Here is a 20578-nt window from a genome sequence, read left to right as displayed (position 1 = left end):
AACGGACGGGCGGGATGGTCATGACACGGGTGCACGGGGTGGAACGGGTGGAGCGCGCGGGGCGCGGCGGGCCGTGGGGTGCGGCGGGGGTGTTCACCGCGGTGGCCTTCGTGGCGGCCGGGGCACTGGGGGCGGTGCAGCCGGCCACCGGTGTGCCCGCCGAGGTGGTGCAGCTGACCCAGTTCGGGCCGGCTGCCGGGGTGGGTGCGGTCGCCCTGTACCGGTGGAGGCGGACCCGCGAACTGCTGCGGGGCGGGGGAGGGCGCGAGGGCCGGGGTCGGGGCCGGGGCGGCGGGCGTGCGGCGGCTCTCCTCGGTTCGGCCGTCTTGATCGTCGCGCTCACCGTGATCGCGTACGGGGCGTTCCGCGGGGGCGTCGGCTTCACGCCGCCGGGGGCCCTGCACCACCCCTTCGTCCTGATCGCGGCTGCGCAGCTGGTGGGGGCGTGCGGGGAGGAGATCGGCTGGCGCTGCTTCCTCCAGCCGCTGCTGCGGACCCGGTTCGGGACCATCATCTCGTCAGTGTTGGTGGGCTCGGCGTGGGGGGCTTGGCACGTACCGGTCTTCGCGCAGGCCCCGGCCTACGCCGCGGGCTTCCTCGTCGCCACCGTGGCCATGTCGGTCGTCCTGGGCGTGGCTCTCGACGGTACGGGCGGTCCTCATCGGCTGTTGCTCGCGGGCGGATTCCACACGCTCGTCAACCTCGGACTGCTCCTCTTCATGGACGAGGAGTCGGGGGCGGTCACGCCGATGCTCTGCTTCGGGCTCTCCTGCCTGGTGGTGGCCCTGGCGTGGGCGGCGCGCAGCGCGTCGGCACCGGCACCGGCACTGGTACCGGCACCGGCCCCGAAACCGGCCCGGGCAGCGGAACCGGTACCCGCGTCGGAGGCCGGATCCGCGCCGACTACCCTGCACGGGACATGAGTTCGATCATCGCCCGCTCCAGAGCGGGGACCGCGCGCGCCCTGACCGCCGTCGGCCGCTGCCAGCTGGCCGGACTCCTGGGTCTGGTGGTGGCCTTCGTCGGGCCGGCCGTCGTGGGCGCGTTGCTGTTGCTGCCCGTCGGCCTCGGCCACCGGCTGCTGCCGCCCGCCGCGGGGGTGCTGCGCCGTTGCGCCGACTTGGCCCGGGAACGGGCAGCGCGCTCGTCGGGGGTGCCGGTCAGCCCGCCCGCCCCGCTCCCGCGGGCGGCGGGCGCCCGCGCGGTCCTGGCCGACGCGGGGTTCTGGCGGGACCTGGGCTGGGCGTGGCTGGAGCCGCTGGCCGGTGGTCTGCTGGTCGCCCTACCCCCGTCGCTCGTGGTGTACGGGGCGTTCGGGGCGTTCGTCCAACCGTTCGTGTGGCGGCTGCTGGGCGACGGCAACTGGTACGCGTTCGTCCTCGTGGACGGCACCGCCGCCACGGTCGGGGCTTTGGTCCTGGGCCTCGCGTTCACGGCCGCCGGTCTCCTCCTGGCCGCTCCGGTGCTGCGTCTGCACGCCCGCTTGAGTCGGCTGCTCCTCGCCGCGCCCCGCACCACCGAGCTCGTCCGCCGCATCGAGCAGCTGACGGACACCCGGGCCGTCGCCCTGGACGGCCGGGCGGACGAACTCCGGCGCATCGAACGGGATTTGCACGACGGGGCCCAGGCCCGGCTCGTCGCCCTCGGGATGCGGCTCGACAGTGCGACGCGCCTGCTGCACGATCCGCCGGCCGCCCGCGCCGCCCTGCTGGAGGTGCGCGAACTGTCCGCGCGGGCCCTGGAGGACCTGCGCGATCTGGTCCGGGGCATCCAGCCGCCGATCCTCACCGACCGGGGCCTGGGCGACGCCGTGCGCTCCCTGGCCCTCGACAGTTTCCTCGACGTGCACGTCGAGGTCCGCCTGGCCGCACGGCTGCCGGCCGCGGTCGAGTCCGCCGCCTACTTCGCGGTCAACGAGCTGCTGGCCAACGCGGCGAAACACTCCGGCGCCGACCGCGTCGACATCGTCCTCACCCACACCCCTGCCCACACCCACACCCCTGCCCACACCCACGGCCGCGACCACGGTGACGGCGCGGGACACGGCGGCGGCCGGCTGCGCGTCACCGTCACCGACGACGGACGCGGCGGGGCGGACCCCGCCCGGGGGACCGGACTGCTCGGCGTCCGGGCCCGATTGGCTACCTTCGACGGGAGCCTCGCCCTGCACAGCCCGCCGGGCGGACCGACCACTGTGACCCTGGAGATCCCGTGCGCGTCGTCCTTGCCGAAGACCTCTTCCTCCTGAGGGACGGCCTGGTCCGCACGCTGCGGGAGCACGGCTTCGACGTCGTCGCCGCCGTCGACAACGGCCCCTCCCTGCTGCGCGCCCTGGTGGAGGAGGAGCCCGACGTCGCGGTCGTCGACGTACGCCTGCCTCCGACCTTCACCGACGAGGGCCTCCAAGCCGCACTCGAAGCCCGCCGGCACCATCGCGGCCTGCCCGTCCTCGTCCTGTCCCAGTACGTCGACCAGCTCTACGCGAACGAGCTCCTGGCGAGCGACGACGGAGGCGTGGGCTACCTGCTCAAGGACCGGGTCACCGACACCGGCCAGTTCGTCGACGCCGTACGGCGCGTCGCCGCGGGCGGCACCGTCCTGGACCCGCAGGTGATCGGCCGGCTCCTGTCGCGCGGCGACGCCCGCGGCACCATCGCCGCCCTCACCCCACGGGAACGCGACGTCCTGGAACTGATGGCGGAGGGCCGCTCGAACGCCGCCGTCGCGGCCACCCTCCACTTCAGCGAGAGCGCGGTCGCCAAGCACACCGCGAGCATCTTCGCCAAACTCGGCATCGCCCCCTCCACCGAGGACAACCGCCGGGTCCTGGCCGTCCTCGCGTACCTGCGCCGCTAGGCCTTTGCCGGTCTCGGCCGGCCGAGGTGACCAGCGGGCACCACCCCCTTGTGCGCCCGACCCGGATAGGGTGCCCTCGAAGTCGGGCAGGGGAGGGGATCGCGTTGGAGCGACGGACGGTGATCGGGACGGGGATGGGGCTGGGGCTGGCGGTCCTACCCGCCTGGTGGCTCCTGCAACGGGTGGCGAGCGGGGGCAAGGGGGACTGGCACACCGACACCGCACCGCTGGAGCAGGCGTTCCCGCTGCTCGGCCCGCTCAGCGACGCCAAGTGGGTGAGCAGCCGGGATAACGACCGGGGCGGCATCCCGTCGCCGGAGCTGGTGATCTCGGGCTTCGCCCGGCTGGCCCCGGGGAAACTCGCCGAGCTGACGGCGGCCCACACCTTCGTCTCCGAGGGGCCGACCGACGACTTCTCCTCGTGGTTCGAGAAGTCGCTCAAGGGCGAGGGGCCGCAGAACCCGCAGTGGGTCCGGTCGCGGGAGCTGGACCGCGACGGCGGCGGCCACTCCACCCATCTGTGGTTCGATCGCCGCAGCGACACCGCCCGCTTCCGTGCACTCAACCCGTACGGCTAGGGCGCGAACCCACTCCTTGCCATACCTATCGAAATTCAATAGATTTCCATCGTAGATCGATGGAGGGATGGGTCATGGGAAAGCTGACAGTGGGTGCGCTGCGAGCCGTGCTCGTGGTGGTGCTCACCGGCACCGTGTTGGTACAGGCAGCGATGGTGTGGGCGTTGGTCACCCACCCGAAAGACGAGTCGCTCCCGCTGACCCCGATGCGCGTGATCGTGGTCCTGGGCATGGTGGCGGCCCAGGTCGCCCTGGTCTCCGTATGGCGCCTGGTGGCGATGGTGCGCCGGGGAACCGTGTTCTCCCACGCAGCCTTCCGGTACGTGGACCGCGTGATCGGCGCGATCGTGGCGGTCGCCCTCCTGTGGTTCACGGTCACGGCCCTGAATGCGCCCGGCCAGCGGGAGGACCCGGGCGTCTCCGTCATCATGGGCGGGATCGGCCTGGCCATCCTGGGGGTCGCGCTCATCGTGCTCGTCCTGCGGATGCTGCTCGCCCAGGCCGTCGCGCGCGACGTCGAAGCGGCGCAGATGAAGGCCGAACTGGACGAGGTGATCTGATGCCGATCGCCGTCGACATCGACGTGATGCTGGCCAGGCGGAAGATGTCCGTGGGCGAGCTCGCGGACCGCGTAGGGATCACGCCCGCCAACCTGGCGGTACTCAAGAACGGCCGCGCCAAGGCGGTGCGCTTCGCGACGCTCGCCGCGCTCTGCGAGGTGCTCCAGTGCCAGCCGGGCGACCTGCTGCGCTGGGAGACCGACGACACCGTGGAGGAATGAACCCACGCCGGCCGGCGGGCACGGTCCTGGCCCAACTCGACGTTGGCGAGAAGACCGACCGGATCACCTGCCCGCCGGCCGCTTCCGGACGGTACGGTCGGCGCCCCCGACGTCTCCCGCGTCGTCCTCGGACAGGAGGCGGGCCCCTTCAGCCGGTCCGTGCCGACCGCCAGGCCGAGGCATCGAGGAAGTGCACGTCGTAGCGGTCCTGCTCGGCACGGAGACCGTCGAAGGAGTCCAGGCCGTACTGGACGCGCCCCAGCGCACGGAAGTAGCCGAACCGGTCGACCCCCGGAGTCAGCACCACGAGCAGCTCAGCGGTGGAACCGGGAGCGGCGCCGAAGGCGTGCGGCATCCGGGGCGGGACGACCACCAGCCCACCCGGCCCCACCGTCTCCATCTCACCGTCGAGGAAGAACTGGACCGTGCCGCCCAGTACGTAGAACAGCTCCGACGACTGTGCGTGGTAGTGCGGCCCGGCACCGTCGGCGCCCTCGCCGAGGACCAGGCTGTTCGCGCCCAGCGCGCCGCCGGTCGCGCCGGCGTCGGCCAGCAACCGGAAGCCGCCGCCGTGCGGCAAGGGGACGTGCTCGGCCTCCTCGGCCCGAACGATCAGTGCCCCCGCACCCTCACCGCTGTCCCGCATCATGTTCTGGCTCCTGTCTTTCGAGTCTCCTGGGCCGGGTTCCATTCCAGCCCGGGAAGAAGCCGCGGACCAGAAGCAGTTGTCGCCTACAGAAATCACCAGTCGTGATCAATCGAGGGGGCGCATGGAACTGCGGCAGCTCCAGTACTTCGTGGCCGTTGCAGAAGAGGGCGGCTTCGGCCGGGCCGCAGCGAGGCTCGGCATCGTCCCCTCGGCGGTGAGCCAGCAGATCCGCCGCCTGGAACGGGAACTCGGGGTATCCCTGTTCGAACGCTCCACCCGCCACGTGCACCTGTCCGGTGCCGGCGGGCTGCTGCTCCCTGAAGCGCACGCCGTCCTCGGGGCGGTCAACCGCACCCGGCAGGTGGCCGCCGACATCGTCTCCGGCAACGAGGGCCTCCTGCGCCTGGGCACCGTACAGGGGCCCGGCGACCGCATCTACCGCCTCCTGGACGCGCTCGCCGGCTCGGCCCCACGGCTCCACGTCCGACTTCGGCGCCTGCCCCTCGCCGAGCGGCTGGTCGCCGTACGTTCCGGCGACCTGGACGCCGCCCTCGTACGGGCCCTTCCCACCGCGCCGGAGCTGGAACTCCTGCCGGTGTGGACCGACCCGCTGTACGTGGCCCTACCTGACGGCCATCCGCTGGCGACCGAGTCGGCCCTGAGCCTGGAACAGCTGGCGCACCTCCCGCTGAGGCTCGCGCCGCGGGAGAAAAATCCCCCGTTCCACGACCTGATCACCGACGCCCTCCGTGCCGCCGGAAGCGAACCCCTCCTGGGTCCGCCGTTCACCACCTTCCAGGAGACCCTCACCGCGATCGGGACCAGCCCGCCCTCCTGGACGGTCTTCTACGAGGTGGCCGGCCTGCCCCCGGTCCCACGAGTAGCCCTACGACCGTTGACCGGTCTCGCGCTCACCACGTCCCTGGCCGTACTCCCCGGACCACCCGCACCCCCACTGCGCCACCTGCTCCAGGCACTCGCCCAGACCGACACCGGCCACCCCGGGGACGCCACGGGGTCACCCGGGCCTTGACCCGGCTCCTACCTGACCGCGAGCCGCACTTTCGGCAGGTAGCCGCTCGGAGACAGGGCGGGCGCCAGGCTCACACCGGCGTACGGGCCCGGATCCAGGGCTGCCAGCACTTCGGCGGCCGGGTACCCGAACAGGTCGACGTCGTGGAGGACCACGGGCACGGCGGACGGCCCGGTCGGCCCGGTCGGCTTCGAATCGTACCGGCGCAGGTGTACGGCTGCGAGACCGTGGTCGTCACGGTCGGTCCGGCCGAGGCGGTCCGTGCAGTCGCCGTAGACGAGGAGTTCCAGACCTTCGTAGTCGGCCGTGAAGGCCCAGCCGGCTCGGCAGACCCAGGTCTCGCGCACATCCGCCAGTGTCGAAACGGCCCACTGGGCGTCCTGCCCGGACATGCCGAACCGCAGCACGCCGGCACGATGCGGCAGAGCGAGACCCGTTCCCGGCAGCACGTCGAACACCCCTAGATCATGGCCGGGCGAGCCTGCCGGATCAACGCCTGAAGGGACTGGCAGCCGCGGTCGGTCCTGCACTCCAAGCTTGTTGGGCAGCCGAACTGTTTCAGGAGCCCTCAGCGCACTCCCCTGGCCGGTCTCATCGAAGTCCGTCGTCTGCACGGCGCTGTCTGGGGAGGTCCCTAGCCGACCAGGCGGCGGCGCCAGTCCAGGGGAGTGATCGTGATGGCCCGGGCGGGGTCATGGTCCCACTCGGCGTGGAGACCGGCTACTTCGAGGGCGGCCACGACCTCGTGCCCGATGGCTGCAGTGGTCTCGGCCGAGTCGTCGAACCCTCCGTAGAGGAGCATCAGTCCGTGGCCGGCTGCGGCGGAGTCCGTGCACTGGGTGTGGAAGTAGACGAAGCCCCGGGCGCCGGAACCGCCTTCGCCACCGATCTCGGACTGGCCGCAGCTACGGCAACAGGTGAAGTTCTCACGGGCGGTGATCCCGGCATCCTGCAGGGCAGTGAACGCGCGGGTCAGCCGCTCAGGGTCGGTCTCGCCCTCCCACGTGGCCTGCTCCGCGACCATCTCCAGCCACAACCGGTCGGCCAGCGCCACAGCCTGCTCGCGCGAAACGGGCCGACGGTCCTCGGTGACCAGGTACTCCTCAGCAAGCTCCGCCAGTTCGGCGCGCGAGGCGTACCCGCCTGCCAGCGCTTCGCGGACGCGCCTCTCCAACTCCGCGCGCTCGTCTTCACCGACGCCGAGCGGCGGCACCTCAAGGGCGGGACCCATGTCCAGCAGCGACCAGGCCAGACCGCCGTCCCATCCGGCCCCCTGGCGGGCCCATCCGGTAAGCGCCGCAATCACGGCCTCGGGACCGTCGGCCATCGCCTGGAAGTGCCGGTCAGGGGCACCGTCGCGGTACTCCAGCGTGTAGTCGCCGCCGGCCTCGTGCCAGACCTGCGCGAAGACGTCAGGCAGGTCGGGTATCCGCTGAACCACCAAGAACCGGTCACCATCACCACCGATCCGGCGGACCAGCCCGGCCAGCTCCTCGGCGGACACACGGACGTGCCGCTCCCAGTTCTCCGTCTTCACCACGATCTCCAGCATGTGCAGACTCTGACACACCCTTCTGACAGCGGACGTCCCAGGACCAGGCACGCAACTGCTGCTGCGACAGCTCGACCAGCCCTGTTCACGGGTGGTCAGCGGCCGAGGTCTGACGGCAGCTTCTGGGGGTTCCGATCATCGGATCGGCGTTCCGGTCGTGAGGGATGGGGAGATTTCTGACACTGCGTGGGCGGTGATCGCGCCACCGGCCACGAGCCCGGGGTACGGGGTGATCCAGAGCGCGTCGTACTTGATGAGGACTGCCCGGAGTTCGCGGGCGCTCCGAGGTGTCATGGCCAGGAGCACCCGGTCGAGGAGCGCACGGCCTTCCAGGGGGTTGCCGCAGCAGTACCAGTGCACGTTGCCCCACTCTCATTCGTCCCACAGCCGGCGCTCGGGGCCGCGCACGTACTGCTTCCACCGGTCCAGGGCCAGGATGACGTCTCCTGGCTCCAGGTAGTTCCGCGTGTGTTCGAGGCGTGCGACCTCCGCCACCGCCCGCCCGGAGAGACCATCGATGCCCGGCCTCGAAGCGTGTGTCCGGCGCTGCTGCGGGAACGCCACCCGGAGGTGTCCCGGCCGTCTACGTGGCATGGACCTTTCTAGTCGTAGTCATGCGGCACATGCTGCCATGCCGTGAACGACGACGGGCAGACTTTGTCCGCGGACAAGAGTCGGACCATGGCTAAGGTGAGCCGTTCGTCAGCAGCAGGTAGAAGACCGGCCCGCAGTGGAAGAGCGTGGCGGTATCGCTCACGGAGCCGTCGAAGTACACGGGGTACAGGGGAATCTCTTCCGTGTAGTACTCCGTAGAGCGCAGGAAGTCAGGCTCCACAGAGGCGAACGCCCACCCCCGCTCGGGCCCCATCACGCCTCGCGCATCATCTGCTCGAACAGGTCGCTTCGTAGGTACGCGTCCAGCAGTTCCTGCCGATTGCCGCCAGTCAGCGAATGGCCGGCGTCGACCTTCAACAACAACGTGTTGCTGTTCATCGCCACGTCGACAGCCGACAGGAACCGGTCGACGGCATCTCGGTCCAGCTCGGCCAGCAAGAACCGCACAATCCCCCACCTCCATGCCCTCGGTCCACCGGGCTGTTGCCGTGTGGCCACCCTGGCGGATGATCTCGCACAGCACGAGCCGTGGCCGCCGCGCTCAGGTCGTTGGGGGAGCAGCCTTCTCAGGCACGACACCTGCAAGGCGGTCCTCCAATCCCGCGGCGGCGGTACGGGGGAGCGCCTCAGTACGGGCCGCCGCGGAAGAGCGCAGCGCCGTGGTGGCGCGGGCGGCCACCGCGTTCGTGGGCCGCGTCGGAGCGGTCGGCGGGGGCCGAGAGCTGGGCGAGGTTCCCAAGGGCGGCGAGGCCAGCCAGTACCTCGTCACGGCGCTGCGCAGACTTCATCCAGGCCGGAAGCCGGGCGAACATCGCCATCGTGGGGGAGGCGCAACGCTCACGGAGCTGGGCGCCCACATACGCAGCGAGGGCCTCGACGTGCTCCTCGTTGTAGGCCCACAAGATCCGTCCCGCGCATCGCGTCTGTAGCCAGAGCGGCTGCCGGACGAAGGAATCCTTGGTACCGCCGGGGACGACACCGGCCAGAGCGCCACCCCGCTCGCCGGCCGCCCATGCGGCGATTGCGCCGCAACCAGCACAGGTCAGGCGGCCGGGCTGAAAGGAGAGGGAGCTGAAGTACTTCGGGTTCTCCAGATGGGGCAGGGGCAGGACGACCGCTCGGCCCCCGCACCGCGGGCAGACGACAAGCACCCGATCGGTGAACCGGCCGAGCCACTGGCCGTGGTCGTGGTGGCGGACCGGTCGGGATCGCGGAGGCTCGGAAGACATGGTCGACACCCTGCCAGCCCCGGCCCACCCCGGTCGAACGAGATCCGGCGCGCACGTGCTGCAGCCCGACTCTTGTCCGCGGACAAAAGTCGGATCCCCGAGGTCCTCCCGAAGCCGGCCGCGAAAGTACCCGTTGCGGAAGTCGAGCCGGTCCCCGTGAGCCCGGTTCAGCGGAGGTCGGCCGCGGCCTGGCGTCGGGACAGGGACAGCCTGCGCCGTTCTCGGTCGACATCGATGACGGCGACCGAGACCTCGTCGCCAACTTGAACCAGTTCCTCCGGAGCTTCCACAGGTGTCGACGCCAGCTCTCGGAGATCGACCAGTCCCTCAATGCCGTCGGCGACCCGAACGAAAGCACCGAACGGGACCAGCTTGGTGACCCGGCCGCGCACCGTCTGACCCACCGAGTGGCTGTCTGCGAAGGTCTGGAAGGGGTCCGGCTGCATCGCTCGCAGGGACAGCCTGGCTTCCCCGTTCCACGTGTCGAAGTAGAGGAACTCGCACGAGACGCGTTCCCCGACCTGGATGACGTCCGATATCGCCTCGAAGCGCTGCCAGGAGAGTTCGGGGATCGAGATGAATCCGACGCCCGGGAAGACCGGGTGATCGGGGCCCTCGTCCATCGCCACGAACACTCCGAACCGCTCGATGGCAGCGACCGTGCCGCAAAGGATCTCGCCAGGGCGAAGGGGTTTCAGAAAAGCCCAGAGCTCAGGGTTCTCGGCGGACGCCATCGACAACCAGGCGACCCTCTCCTCCAGATCAACGGAGGTCACCTCTGCCGTGACCCTCTGACCGGCCTGCAGAGGACTGGCCGGGTACGGCCGCCACGACACCTCCAAGGGGCTGACCCTTCCCAGCGGGCGCGTGGAGAACCCGTCCAGGGTCACCGCCACCCCTCGCGATCGGCCGACCTCTGCAACCGTCCCGCGGTAGAGGTCACCGACGCGGATCGATGCCAAGAACTCCCGTGCAGCCTGATCGTCCAGCCCAGCGCTCATGCTGCCCAACCTCTCACGAGGGCCACGGCCCCGTGTACGGGAGATCGCCATGGTCGGGAGGCATCGGCTGGCAGCGATTGACAGGCGGAGCCTTCTGGCGGCGATGTGGGGCAAGAGCAACGCTTGCAGGCCAGGCCTCTGCCGCTGCTTCCTGAAGAGGCCGACTTTTGTCCGCGGACTCAATCTGACCCCGTCTCCGGGCCGCCCGGGGAGCTGAAACCATCGTCTTGTAGCGGTGTCGGACGCCAGCAGGCTGCCAAGCCGCGTTCCACCAAGTGATGCTCCGCCAAGGGAGTCGTGCGAGTACCGTCCAAGGTGTCGACCCGAGAAGGGAGTTCCGGATGCTTGAGGAGCAAGAGGCCATCGGGCAGCGGATTCGCCGGCAGCGCTTGAGCGTGGGCCAGACACAGGCCGATCTGGCAGCCGCGGTCGGGAAGACCCAGGCCTGGGTTTCCCGAGTCGAAAAGGGTCAGATCGAGCTCGACCGCGCCACGCGGTGTACGCCGTGGCCTGCAAGTTCACTCACACCGCCGCGCACGCCCTCGGTCAGCCCGAGTTGGTGGCTCTGGCATGCGAGCGGGTCGTATGGGCGGCCCAGCGTTCCGGGGATCCGCTCCTGCCGGCCGTGGCGGACTGGATGCGGGTGTGGGACATGTGGGCCACTGCCGACTACGGCGACGCCCTCGCTCTGGCGGACAAGGCTTTGGCGGGTATCCAGGAACTCTACGACGACGGGCAGCCGCTGGCCCTGCGGGTGAGGGGTTCGCTGCAGCTGCGGTCGGCGGTGTCCGCCGCGCGGGACGGGAATGCGGGGGAGACCCGGATACGGATGCGGCACGCTGTCGAGGCCGCCGACCGGGTCCATGCCCACGTGGGCCCCACCCCCTTTGACCGGCACTCGCTCACGTTCTCCATGGGAACGTGCAGATCCACGAGATCAGCGTGGCATTGGAGATGTCCAACCAACGCGAAGCCCTGCGCCTGAACCGGGACACCCATCCGGTCCACATCGCCGCTCTGCCGAAATCCCGGCAGGGGCATCACCACATGGACCTGGCCCACGCATGGCTGTGGGACGGCAACCGCCGCAAGGCCCTGGTCGAGCTGGAGAGGGCGGAGACTCTGGCCCCGCAACTGGTGCGCAACCATCCCATTGCCCGTGCCACCCTCCGGCAGCTCGTATACGCAGAGCGGCAACTGACCCGGCAGAAGCTGCGGGGCATGGCGGAGCGATTTTCGCTGGATGACCTGTAGGTATACGCCGGATTCATATCGGCCCACATACGGGCCCTTACGGTCTGCTCATGCCTGAGCGACCGACCATCGACCAGGCCGCGTCACGCCGCTCCTTACCTGCGGCGGGCGACTGGAGGCCCCAGCGCGGCGGCCTTGCCATCGACACCACCTGCGGACGCACCGGAGTGGTGGTGTCCCTCCCAGAGGAAACCGCCACCCGCGTCTACCTCCTGAGGCCCCAAGGCGGCGGCGCGGACTGGACGGCTCACCGGACCAGTCTTGCTCCCGCTACAGAGGCCCCTGGCAGAGAGGTGGCGGGGTGAGCCGCGCGAATGACACCGGGAGCCCCTCGCTCCCGTCCCCGCAGGGAGGGCCCAGCCGGGAACTCCAGGCCCGGGAGGTGGAAGGCTTGATCCGGTTCCTGGCCAGTGTGCAAGCGCACGAGGACATCCGGTGTGCGCCGGTCGCCAGGCCACAGAGGGGGGCGGTGATCACCATGGTCGGACCGCGTCGGACCGCGCCGTACCGGGTCGGCGATCTGGTCTCGGGTACGTCGTACGTGGACCCGCAGGACCGCGGGCGCGAGATGCCGGAGCCGATCACCGGCCGTGTGGCGCAGGTGGGTTCGGGGTGGACCGGAGTCGATGCCGATCAGGCATACGTAGGGTCCGGCTCGGCTCCGGGCGTGAGAGGCAGGCCCTGATACGGGACATCCAGAAGGTGCCCCTGTGAGCAGGCGCCGGGCCAGGCTTTGCTTGAAGTGCATGGTGCTCGAAACGACATAGCCGCCGGACAACCCCCACACCGCCGATGGCGTCGTCGACTGCGTCCCGGTGCCGCGGCAGCGCCCCCCTGTGGAGGAATCGGGCCGGCTGCCCGCGTGTACGCCGCAGCAGGAGTTACGGCGGAGGCGGATCCTGGAAGAGCTGGCGGCCTCCAAGGACCTGTTTGCCGAGGTTGGTGACCAGTACCTTTCGGTGATCGGCCTACGCAAGGCTCGCCCGACCCGTTTCGGTGGCATGGGGTGAGCCGGCTCCCGATCCTGCAGAACCCGCTCCGCCCGCCCTCCCCGGTGCCGGCCGACCCGCTTGATGCTCCTGCGCAAGCGCACCACGGCCTGGGACCGCTTCGACTCGGCGCCTCATCTACAGGAGAACCTGCCGTTCCCAACAGCGAGCTGCCGGCGCAAAGACCGAGTCCCCCGCTCCGCGAGGACGGGTACTCCGTAGAGCGACCCTTCTAGGGTGGGGCTTGTACGTCCGCATCAGGAATGGGGCGAGACCGACGGTTGCTTTGCAGCACTCGGCGCTGGTGCTCGTCCAGCCCGGTCAGGCACTTACCAGCGGTCCGACAGCAGCTCGGAAGCCAATCGCCGCACCCGGCGGCGGGGTTCAACTCGGGCGAACCGGTCCGCAATCCGCCTCACCCTCTTATGCCTCCCGCCAGTGCGCAGGTGCGACACGGGCGTCCGAAGCCGCCGCATGATCATTGGTTGTCCACCCAAAATCTAGTGATCAACGGCGGCCTCACCCGCACGGACGCCATCGGAACCAGTAGTCCAGGCCTTCAACCCGGTAGCGAGCCCCGGCGCTGAACCGCAGCTCGCCCACCAGGCGCCTCGCGTCACCCGGCGCCTGCCGGTACCGCGCCAGAAGCAGAGCCAGCTCGTCGCCAGACCTCACCCTCGAAACCCACCCGGCTGCTCTCCGATCCACGTCCTGGTATCGCTGCCAGCCTTTCACGCGGGACTGACAAGGGGGCGGGAGCCCCAGCGCGCTGCTGGCCAGGGCGCCGGGCAGGTGTCAGTGGTACAGGGTGGTTCTGCCGCCGGGACTTGGGTCACCATTCGGTTGAGGAGAGGCACCGCGCCTCCGTCGGCAACGGGTAACGGCGCCAACGTCGACCTGTCGAACGCGACCTGCCGGGTGGGTCCGGCAGGCTGTCGGCGGGTTAGGCCGTGGGGCTCGTGATGATCGCGAAAGGGGCTCCGAACGGGTCGAGCACCATCGCGAAGCGTCCCACGCCCTCGGCGTCCATGGTGGGGATGATGACGGTGGCGCCCAGTTCCGAGGCCCGCGAGAGCGTCGCGTCGCAATCCTCGACCTCGAAGTACGGGTGCCACTCGGAGGTCGATCCGGCGTCCAGGTTCTCCTGGGGCAGCTGCATGAGGCCGCCGTGCATGGTCTGCGCGCCGCCGCCGGCGGGACCGGCGATGGTGTAGACGATGCCTTCGCCCATGGACATGTCCCGGGTCTCCCACGACAGGACGCTGCCGTAGAACTCCTTCGCCGCCGCAGCGTCGGTGGTGTACAGCTCGATCCAGCTGACGCTGCCGGGCTCGTTGACGAGCTCCAGGCCGTCCGTGTCCCCTGCCTGCCACACGGCGAACTCGCCGCCCTCCGGGTCGGTGAAGCCGGCCATCCGCCCTGCCGTGAAGACGTCCGTCGGCGGGAAGCGGACCGAGCCGCCCGCCTGCTCGACAGCCTTGGCGGTGGCGTCGGCGTCCACGGTGCGGAAGTACACCGTCCACGTGGAGCTCGTGCCCTCCTCGGCCAGCGGGCCGACGGCCGCCACCGTCCGGCCGTCCTTGCGCAGGAACCCGTAGCCCCCGGCCTCCGGTCCCGCGGAGACGAACTCCCAGCCGAACACGCCCCGGTAGAAGGCGACGGCCGCGTCGATGTCGGGGGTTCCCAGGTCGAGCCAGTTCAGTCCGCCCGGAACCTGTGTAGAGGTCAGCATGAGGTGCTCCTGTCGCGTGGGGCGTTCTCCGGGCCGGCGGCCCGGCAGCCTGACGTCAGCCTGGCAGCGGACGCCACCCCGAGGGGCGCACCGGACGATTTGGTTCAGCCATTCGGCGAGAATTCGCTCGCCGCCGTGACCAGCACCGCCGCAGCCCGGCTCCGTGTTGGGCGACGCGAACGACAAAAGGGCCCCGCTCCCGCCGACCGATGGTCGAGCTGGAGCAGGGGCTCCTTGCGTTCCGGGTGCTGCCAGTGCCCCCGCCTGGGACGAGGAGGTGATCACCGTCCTCACCCTGCGGGGCCTTGCGTGACGAGCCCGACGTTACGGCTGCGACGGTACGGAGAAGGCGCCGCTCCAGGCCGTGAGGGCGAGGTTGAACATGTCCATCGCGGTCGCGGGCTGGCCGGCCATCAGCATGGCGATGCCGGTCATGAACAAGGTGGTGCCGAGCATCACCATGGCCGGCTTGCCGTAGACGGCCAGGGTCGCCACGGCCTCGCGGCGGGTCTGACGGCGCAGGGCCTTTCGCCGGCGGCGCGCGGCGCGGCGCAGCAGGTCGATGTCGGCTTCGAACTGGTCGAGCATCTCGACGTACGTCGTGTTCATCGTGTCGAAGTCGGGGTTCGTCTCGCGGTTGAAGCCGTTGGACGGCAAGCTGTTCATTAGGGTTTCCTTGATGCCGAAGGACTCCCCGCTCGCGGTTGGTAGCCGAGGACGAGCGGGCGAGACCGGCTGTCTGAACCGGTATCAAGAAACACCTAGGCCGGGGCTCTTCCCGTGAGGAGAGCCCCGGCCCAGTTGGTGTGTTCTGTTTCACTCCTTAGTTACGCGACGGCCGCTCCATTAGGGGCGTGTGCCTGTCGTGTCCCGGGAGCAACCCCGTGAGCGCCTGGCGGACGGTGCGAGCGAGAGTGTCCGGCACGGCGCGGCTGCGCCGGTCGGAGATGACCGACATCACTACGTGATCGAGAGCGCGGTGAAACGTGGCGATGAAGATGAGCAGCGTCGACGTCAACCACAGCGTCAGGCTGTTGTTCGGTGCCCCCCAAAGCTTGGACATTCGATAGTTCTCCATTTCGAGTCGGAACCGGAAGGCAGGTAGTCCCTCCCTTGGGTGCGCGGGCCGGCTGGAGACGACGGCGGCCTGCCCGTGCACCGTGGGCAGGTACCACTACTCGGGCGCGAGCCCCAAGTTGCCGCGGAGCCTGCTCTGTACAAGCGGGCTGTCCAGCTTGTCCCTGGCTCGTTTCACCGACTGCCGGACCGAGCTCGACGTGGAGTTCGTCAAGTTCGCGATCGTCCGGCTGTCGAGCTGGTACTTCTCCGTGAGGAGCCACGTCGTCAGCTCGCGCGGGGTGAATTCCTCCTGGAGGACCTTCATGGCGCGCTCGACCTCGTCGCGGACCTCGACGAGCGACAGGCCGTTCGTGGCGATGTGCACGTGCTGGGACGCGTCTTCGAGGGCCTTGCTGTTGTCCTCGATGTAGTCCTGCGCGAGCTTCCTGATGGAGGCGAGGTGGTCCAGTGCCTCGTGGTGGCAGATCTTGGCGAAGTAGGCGAGCGGGCTGCCCGCGACCGGCCCGTGGGCGCGCAGGTGCCGGTGCCAGTTGATCCGGGACTTCGCCATGACGTCGTCGACGTGGGGGGCGCCGACCATCGCGTTGACCCGGAAGCGGTAGGCCTGCTCGTGCGGCTCGACCTTCTGCCACTGGACCAGAGCCGCTGGGCTCAGGTCCGTTGGTGGCTGGCCGAGCACCTTCAGGTATGTGAGTCGCTTAAGCACGTTCCGAACCTTCCTGACATGACGGCTGCGGGGGCCGGTGCCGATCCGTAGACCGGGCGCGCCAAGGCCATGCCGTGTCCACCCCCGTTGGGGTCCAGCGCGTGACTGTGTGCTGCGTCACGTAGTCAGTTGAGTGGCGTGGCGCCGTCCGCCCCGACGGACTGCCTTCCGTGACCGCGAGGGGCGTCGTCGACCAGGTGGCGAAGGGCGGTGGACGTTGAACCGAGTCAGAGGAGACTCGCACCCGGCCCGGCTGCAGCGCCGTGACTGCGGTGGCACCTCGGGCCCGGGCCTCGGGGAATCTGCCCGGACGGACGACCCCGCTCCCACATCCGCGGCGCCATCCGGCCCGCCGAGGGCGGAGCAGTCCGGGCATCGGTCTCCCCGGCCGCTGCCGAGTGGGCGGCGGCCGGGGAGGGGAACCCCCTAGACCGGGCCGAACCATGTACAGGGTTCAGCCGGCGGGCAGCTCCAGCCCCGGTCGTCCAGACCGTCCGAGGCGGACGGGTCCGCAACGGCGGAGCCGAAGATGGACTTGGGCGGGGGCTCCTCCATCAGGTAGCCCACTTCGTCGGGGTCCTCCTCAAGGTGGTAGACACCCACCGCCTTCAGGAAGGGCTGGTACGTGTCCCAACGGCGCTCCACCGTCCCCAGCACGGGGAGGTTGAGCCGGGTTCCGCGATCCGCGGCGCCCGCTTCGGACTTGTGGTACATGCTGCCTCCTTTCCCTCGCCGACAGCGGCAGTGGAACCCGCCGCCGACACGAGGCCCTCACCCGAACAGGGAGCCGATGGCCTTCGCGGCCAGAGGGATCAGCCAGGCGAAGTCCGCCTCGACGCCGCCGCTCTCGGTGCCCGCGGCACGCGCGGCAGCGGCGGTGCGGTCGACCGCGGGCGCCTGGAAGGGTGTCTGGAGGACGGCCGGCGGGCCGGCTCGGGGTGAGAAGTCTTCGTTCATGTCCGTGTCCTTTCCTTGCGGTGCGGAGGCACTAGTCCTTGCGGGAGAGCCAGGCGTCCAACATTCCCTTGGCTCCATGGCCGATGAGTGTCCAGGGAACTTCCCAGTTGGCCTCGGCACCCGGTGTGTCGGCGGCGGCGCGAGCCGGAGCGGTGGGGCTCCGGTCGACCGCGGGCGCCTGGAACGGCGTCCGCGGGGTGGCGGACGACGCTGCACTCTGCCGGATCTCTCTGTTCATCCCGGCGTCCTCTCAGGACGGTGCAGCGGTGGCGGGGGACCCACGCGCCCGCCACCGCTGCGACGGATGCTGCATGGCGGTCCCTAGAAGAGGACCTTCTTCGCGATGTTCCAGATGTCACCCAGGCCGAAGTTGGCCTCGACACCGTCGACGCCTTCGCCGGAGCCCTTGGGCCCGGTCGGGTCGCGGTCGATGGCGGGGGTCTGGAACGGCGTCAGCGGAGTGCCGGACGGAGCCGACCTCTCCTCACGCCGCGCAAATGGCTCGTTCATCTTTCTCACCTTTCACCTGGTGACTGGCCGGCGGGCGGTTTCCCGCCGGAGGCTCGTCTCGTCGTACTGCTCCCTCTGAGGTGCACTCAGAGCGCTTGCGCCCGCTGCGCGTAACACATCTGCCGTGCAGGTCCCCACAGCTCCGCGCAGCCCGAGCGGGCCGCCTCCACGCCGTAGCCGTTGTGCCGCTCCTGCGGCTCTTGTGACGGTTCGCGGGAGACCGGCGGTGCCTGAAGGGGGAGCGAGTGGGGTACCGGGGTTCTGGTCTTGTCCATGGGGGCTCCTTGGTTCGGGCCGGCAGTCATACGCTGCCGATGAACGTGTGGACCGGAGCGAGGCTTACGGGCAGGTCGTCGCTCACGTCGAACGTGAACAGGTACGACACCGGCGCCCGCTGGTCGTTCTCCGGGTCGAAGAAGGTCAGGGTGACGTCCTGGCAGTCCGAACCGGGACGGCAGAAGGGGCTCTTGGTGACGGTGACGGTGTCCAGCGCGTAGAAGTTGGCGTTCTTGCCGGGGACGTGCTCCGCGGAGAGGATGCCGTCCTGGATCTCCGCGCCGACCAGGAACGCGTTGGTGCCCGCTGCGTTCAGCGCGCGGTCGCCGGAACTCTGGCCGAGGTTGCGGAACTTCCAGTAGATCTTGTCCAGCATGGCGCGCACGGTGTTCTTGAGGAACTTCCCCTTCTCCCCGGCGAACTCATCGCGGACCCGCTTCTCGGCAGCGTCCTGTGCCTGATCGTTGCCACCGGCCTCCTTGCGCGCCTCCCTCACCTTGATGGTGACCACTGCTGCGAAGACGGCGTTGACCAGCAGCGCCTCGTTCCAGGTGAACAGGCCGCGGCTCTTGACCTCGACCACAGGGACGACCTGGCCCGAGAACAGCCGGACGGTACGGTCCGTGAGGACTCCGGGAATCGAGACCCGGGAGACGAAGTCGAGGTCTTCCTTGTCCTTGGCCTGTCCGAGGAGCGCGTCCCGGAAGGTCCGGTAGACGAAGGAGACCGGCGGGTACGAGAGGGTTTCGAGGAGTTCGCTGAGCTGCTTGGCATCACCCGCAGCGCCGGCCGCGAGACCGTGCACCTGCTCCGCTGACGCCTTGGGGTCCGTGATGATCGGCCGGGTCCAGTCCATGCCGACCGGCATCTCCGCCTCAAGGGCGTAGAGCGGGGTCGCGTCCGCGTTGAGCGTCCAGGTCAGTTTGTCCGAGGCCCACGGGTTCTTGCTCAGGTAGGCGTGCAGTTGCTTGGGGTCGTAGATGTTCGGCTGGACTTCCTGTTCAGCCTGACCCTTCGTCGCCGGAATGACGATGTTCGGCATCTGCTGGCGGAAACTGTCCCGGCGGGCCTCGGTCTGGAAGTCGAACCCGATGGTGCCGATCGCGTAGATCAACTGCTTCCCGGGGGAGGGCACCGGGGCGGACGGTGTGGCACCGCCTGCGCCTGGATGCCCACAGGTACCGCCGCAGCCGGCGCACGACGGGCAGACGCCGGTGTTCGCCGGGTAGGCGGCAGGTGCCGTATGGGTCACGGGCGTCGCATAGGCGACGGGCGCGGCGGGTGCCGCGTAGACCGGGGGTGCGGCGGGTGCCGCGTAGACCGGAGGTGCGGCGGGGGCCGCGTAGGCGGGAGGTGCGTAGACGGGAGGTGCGGCGGCGGGTTGGACCCCGGCCTGCACCCCGGCCTGCACCCCGGGCTGCATCGCCGGAGGCGCGGGCGGCAGGGGAGGCGGCGCGGGCCACGGGTCCGAGGACGGGGCCACGGGAACCGGCGCCTCACCGGGGACCGGTGCCTGCGCCGGTGCGACCTGTGCGGGCGCGGTCTGCGCTGCGGGCAGCGGGGTTCCAGCGCCCGCGGGCGCCTGGGACATGGCTGCGGGTACGGGCTCGTACGGTTCCTCGACCTGCGCGTTTACGGCGTGCGTGTCCATGACGATGGCTCTCTCTTTCTCTTCGGTGTGCGTCGTGCCGTGAGCGCCGGATGGTGTGCTTCCCATCCCGCTGACCAACGCGAAGGCGCCGGCGGCGTTCAGCCGGCCGCCGAGCAGCCTGCGGCACTCGGGTGCGTCGTCCGGGCCGCAGGGCGGCCGGATCGCGGACTCACGTACGGCGCTGCCCGCGGCAAGCGGGTCGGCCTTGCGACCATCGGCCAGCTGCCGTGCCACCAGCAGCGCAACGACCCCGGTCACCGCCGGGGCGGCGAAGCTGCTGCCGGTCAGCGAGGCGAGCAAGCCGCCGGGCGCGGCGCCCTGGATGTTCTGTCCGGGGGCCAGAACTCCGTTCAGCCGGTACGCGGCGCCCCAGTTGTTGATGTCGAGCGGCGCTCCGGCGGCGTCGGCCGCCCCCACGGCGAGCACGGACGCCGTGGCAGCAGGGGCCTGCAGGCAGTCGCACCCGTCGTTCCCGACGGCTGCGACCACCAGCACGCCGTTCTCCTCGCACAGGCGGAGCGCCCGCTCCAGCATGCTGTCCGGCGCACCCTCGGGGGTCCGCTCCCCACCGCTGATGTTGATGACGTGGGCCCCCGCCTCCACGGCCTGTTCCACGGCACGGGCCAGGTCCAGCTGCGGCACGCGCGTCACCAGGCCGTCCGGGGACTCCCGGAACACCGGAAGCAGCAGTCCCGTGCAGCGCGGCACGAGACCGGACACCGACGAACCGTGACCGAAGAGCAGGCTCGTGACATGTGTGCCGTGCAGCGACATCGGTCCCGGACCGGCCGGGCCCGACACCAAGGTGGGCAGCCGGGTGAGGTGCGATCCCGCGAAACAGGGATGCGCCAGGTCCACCGGGCCGTCGAGGACCGCCACGCGCACCTCAGGGCTGCCGAGGAGCTCCCGCTCTCCGGCTATCCCGCGCACCACCGACCGGATGTCCATGCTGAACCTCCGCGTACCGCAGTATCTCGACGTGCACTGATTCGGTCCGATGCGGCCCGGCCGTCGCGTATGACGCGCCGGGCCATGAGAAGGGTGTCCCACGGGCGCATTTCGGGATCGTTCCCCCGTCCGGTGGAAAGCGTTCGACGGGCGTCGTGGAGGCGTTCGGAGGGTCTCGGCA

At 70.1% G+C, this 20578-nt stretch carries 25 protein-coding genes and 1 pseudogene; 8 read left to right on the top strand and 18 right to left on the bottom strand.

Features of this window, described 5'->3' with window-relative positions; all coding sequences use genetic code 11:
- Positions 1–14 precede the first annotated feature (14 nt).
- The 6 genes from OHA65_RS02640 to OHA65_RS02615 all read left to right on the top strand — a co-directional run bounded on the left by OHA65_RS02640 (position 15) and on the right by OHA65_RS02615 (position 4215).
- A complete protein-coding gene (locus tag OHA65_RS02640) occupies positions 15–923 on the top strand; it encodes a CPBP family intramembrane glutamic endopeptidase (protein WP_327281425.1) in 909 nt (302 codons plus the stop codon).
- Positions 920–2248 (top strand): histidine kinase, encoded by a 1329-nt coding sequence (locus OHA65_RS02635; RefSeq protein ID WP_327281424.1) that lies wholly within the window; start codon positions 920–922, stop codon positions 2246–2248. The genes OHA65_RS02640 and OHA65_RS02635 overlap by 4 nt, the downstream gene beginning before the upstream one ends.
- Positions 2212–2856 (top strand): response regulator transcription factor, encoded by a 645-nt coding sequence (locus OHA65_RS02630; protein WP_327281423.1) that lies wholly within the window; start codon positions 2212–2214, stop codon positions 2854–2856. Before OHA65_RS02635 ends, OHA65_RS02630 begins: the two co-directional genes overlap by 37 nt.
- Before the next feature lie 119 nt (positions 2857–2975).
- A complete protein-coding gene (locus OHA65_RS02625) occupies positions 2976–3434 on the top strand; it encodes a hypothetical protein (protein WP_405761009.1) in 459 nt (152 codons plus the stop codon).
- Between the two features lie 74 nt (positions 3435–3508).
- Complete coding sequence (locus OHA65_RS02620; protein WP_327281421.1) at positions 3509–3994, top strand: DUF2975 domain-containing protein; 486 nt, start codon at positions 3509–3511, stop codon at positions 3992–3994.
- On the top strand, positions 3994–4215 hold the full coding sequence (locus OHA65_RS02615) for a helix-turn-helix transcriptional regulator (RefSeq protein WP_327281420.1): 222 nt from the start codon (positions 3994–3996) through the stop codon (positions 4213–4215). The genes OHA65_RS02620 and OHA65_RS02615 overlap by 1 nt, the downstream gene beginning before the upstream one ends.
- Before the next feature lie 148 nt (positions 4216–4363).
- On the opposite strand, the gene OHA65_RS02610 is transcribed toward OHA65_RS02615, so the two are convergent.
- Positions 4364–4864: a cupin domain-containing protein gene (locus OHA65_RS02610; protein WP_327281419.1), complete on the bottom strand. Its 501-nt coding sequence runs from the start codon at positions 4862–4864 to the stop codon at positions 4364–4366.
- A gap of 121 nt (positions 4865–4985) precedes the next feature.
- On the opposite strand from OHA65_RS02610, the gene OHA65_RS02605 reads away from it, so the two are divergent.
- Positions 4986–5897, top strand: coding sequence for a LysR family transcriptional regulator (locus OHA65_RS02605; protein ID WP_327281418.1), 912 nt, complete (start codon positions 4986–4988; stop codon positions 5895–5897).
- Positions 5898–5905: 8 nt separating this feature from the next.
- On the opposite strand, the gene OHA65_RS02600 is transcribed toward OHA65_RS02605, so the two are convergent.
- From OHA65_RS02600 to OHA65_RS02565, 8 genes are all read right to left on the bottom strand, one after another.
- The gene (locus OHA65_RS02600; protein WP_327281417.1) at positions 5906–6355 is read right to left on the bottom strand and encodes a hypothetical protein; all 450 of its coding nucleotides are present in this window, start codon (positions 6353–6355) and stop codon (positions 5906–5908) included.
- A 176-nt stretch (positions 6356–6531) separates the two neighbouring features.
- Positions 6532–7449 carry a DUF6891 domain-containing protein gene (locus tag OHA65_RS02595; RefSeq protein WP_327281416.1) on the bottom strand — a complete coding sequence of 306 codons (918 nt, stop codon included), beginning with the start codon at positions 7447–7449 and terminating at the stop codon, positions 6532–6534.
- Positions 7450–7584: 135 nt separating this feature from the next.
- Positions 7585–7809, bottom strand: coding sequence for a hypothetical protein (locus OHA65_RS02590; RefSeq protein ID WP_327281415.1), 225 nt, complete (start codon positions 7807–7809; stop codon positions 7585–7587).
- 12 nt (positions 7810–7821) lie between these two features.
- Positions 7822–8043, bottom strand: coding sequence for a hypothetical protein (locus tag OHA65_RS02585; protein ID WP_327281414.1), 222 nt, complete (start codon positions 8041–8043; stop codon positions 7822–7824).
- 91 nt (positions 8044–8134) lie between these two features.
- Positions 8135–8284 carry a hypothetical protein gene (locus OHA65_RS02580; protein WP_327281413.1) on the bottom strand — a complete coding sequence of 50 codons (150 nt, stop codon included), beginning with the start codon at positions 8282–8284 and terminating at the stop codon, positions 8135–8137.
- A 32-nt stretch (positions 8285–8316) separates the two neighbouring features.
- Complete coding sequence (locus OHA65_RS02575) at positions 8317–8511, bottom strand: hypothetical protein (RefSeq protein ID WP_327281412.1); 195 nt, start codon at positions 8509–8511, stop codon at positions 8317–8319.
- Between the two features lie 179 nt (positions 8512–8690).
- On the bottom strand, positions 8691–9293 hold the full coding sequence (locus OHA65_RS02570) for a hypothetical protein (protein WP_327281411.1): 603 nt from the start codon (positions 9291–9293) through the stop codon (positions 8691–8693).
- Between the two features lie 167 nt (positions 9294–9460).
- Entirely contained in the window at positions 9461–10294 is an 834-nt protein-coding gene (locus tag OHA65_RS02565; RefSeq protein WP_327281410.1) for a S1 RNA-binding domain-containing protein, read from the bottom strand.
- 341 nt (positions 10295–10635) lie between these two features.
- Here OHA65_RS02565 and OHA65_RS02560 point away from each other — a divergent pair.
- Positions 10636–11548 (top strand): annotated as a pseudogene (locus OHA65_RS02560) (helix-turn-helix domain-containing protein).
- A gap of 1932 nt (positions 11549–13480) precedes the next feature.
- On the opposite strand, the gene OHA65_RS02555 reads toward OHA65_RS02560, so the two are convergent.
- The 9 genes from OHA65_RS02555 to OHA65_RS02515 form a co-directional block, all read right to left on the bottom strand.
- Complete coding sequence (locus OHA65_RS02555) at positions 13481–14269, bottom strand: VOC family protein (RefSeq protein WP_329312452.1); 789 nt, start codon at positions 14267–14269, stop codon at positions 13481–13483.
- 324 nt (positions 14270–14593) lie between these two features.
- On the bottom strand, positions 14594–14935 hold the full coding sequence (locus OHA65_RS02550) for a hypothetical protein (RefSeq protein WP_327281405.1): 342 nt from the start codon (positions 14933–14935) through the stop codon (positions 14594–14596).
- Positions 14936–15443: 508 nt separating this feature from the next.
- Positions 15444–16055 carry a hypothetical protein gene (locus OHA65_RS02545; protein WP_405761002.1) on the bottom strand — a complete coding sequence of 204 codons (612 nt, stop codon included), beginning with the start codon at positions 16053–16055 and terminating at the stop codon, positions 15444–15446.
- A 426-nt stretch (positions 16056–16481) separates the two neighbouring features.
- Positions 16482–16769 carry a hypothetical protein gene (locus OHA65_RS02540; protein WP_327281403.1) on the bottom strand — a complete coding sequence of 96 codons (288 nt, stop codon included), beginning with the start codon at positions 16767–16769 and terminating at the stop codon, positions 16482–16484.
- 57 nt (positions 16770–16826) lie between these two features.
- Entirely contained in the window at positions 16827–17012 is a 186-nt protein-coding gene (locus OHA65_RS02535; RefSeq protein WP_327281402.1) for a hypothetical protein, read from the bottom strand.
- Positions 17013–17043: 31 nt separating this feature from the next.
- The gene (locus OHA65_RS02530; protein ID WP_327281401.1) at positions 17044–17250 is read right to left on the bottom strand and encodes a hypothetical protein; all 207 of its coding nucleotides are present in this window, start codon (positions 17248–17250) and stop codon (positions 17044–17046) included.
- Between the two features lie 83 nt (positions 17251–17333).
- Positions 17334–17522 carry a hypothetical protein gene (locus tag OHA65_RS02525; protein ID WP_327281400.1) on the bottom strand — a complete coding sequence of 63 codons (189 nt, stop codon included), beginning with the start codon at positions 17520–17522 and terminating at the stop codon, positions 17334–17336.
- An 86-nt stretch (positions 17523–17608) separates the two neighbouring features.
- Complete coding sequence (locus tag OHA65_RS02520) at positions 17609–17797, bottom strand: hypothetical protein (RefSeq protein WP_327281399.1); 189 nt, start codon at positions 17795–17797, stop codon at positions 17609–17611.
- Positions 17798–17823: 26 nt separating this feature from the next.
- Positions 17824–20397, bottom strand: coding sequence for a S8 family serine peptidase (locus OHA65_RS02515; RefSeq protein WP_405760999.1), 2574 nt, complete (start codon positions 20395–20397; stop codon positions 17824–17826).
- Positions 20398–20578: the final 181 nt, after the last annotated feature.

It is taken from the genome of Streptomyces sp. NBC_00045, assembly GCF_045041095.1.
In the GTDB taxonomy this organism is placed as follows: Bacteria; Actinomycetota; Actinomycetes; order Streptomycetales; family Streptomycetaceae; genus Streptomyces.
Note: the sequence above shows the minus strand (reverse complement) of the source record. Positions and strands in the feature narration are given on the sequence as shown.